We start from the raw sequence: 207 nt of genomic DNA on the forward strand, positions 1-207 counted from the left end.
GTCACGTACTCGCGGGCCCTCGGTGGGTTTGGCAAACCAGGCTACGAGTTCTTGCCGGCCGGTGTCGGTGATCTCATAGACGCGCTTGTTGGGGCGGTCGGCCTGGTCGATGTCCTGACCGCGGATCAGGCCGGCCTTCTCCAGGCGGCCCAGGGTGACGTAGACCTGCCCGATGTTGGGTTCGGGGTAGGCGACGCCGAAGGTCTC

Annotated in this window: 1 protein-coding gene; it reads right to left on the reverse strand. The window is 66.2% G+C overall.

Going from position 1 to position 207, the window contains the following annotated elements; translation table 11 throughout:
• Nucleotides 1-207, reverse strand: a 207-nt coding sequence (locus tag BIV57_RS22735; RefSeq protein WP_139275768.1) for a PadR family transcriptional regulator, incomplete at both ends; no start/stop codon positions are given.

Origin of the sequence: Mangrovactinospora gilvigrisea (assembly GCF_001879105.1) — a bacterium.
GTDB lineage: Bacteria > Actinomycetota > Actinomycetes > Streptomycetales > Streptomycetaceae > Mangrovactinospora > Mangrovactinospora gilvigrisea.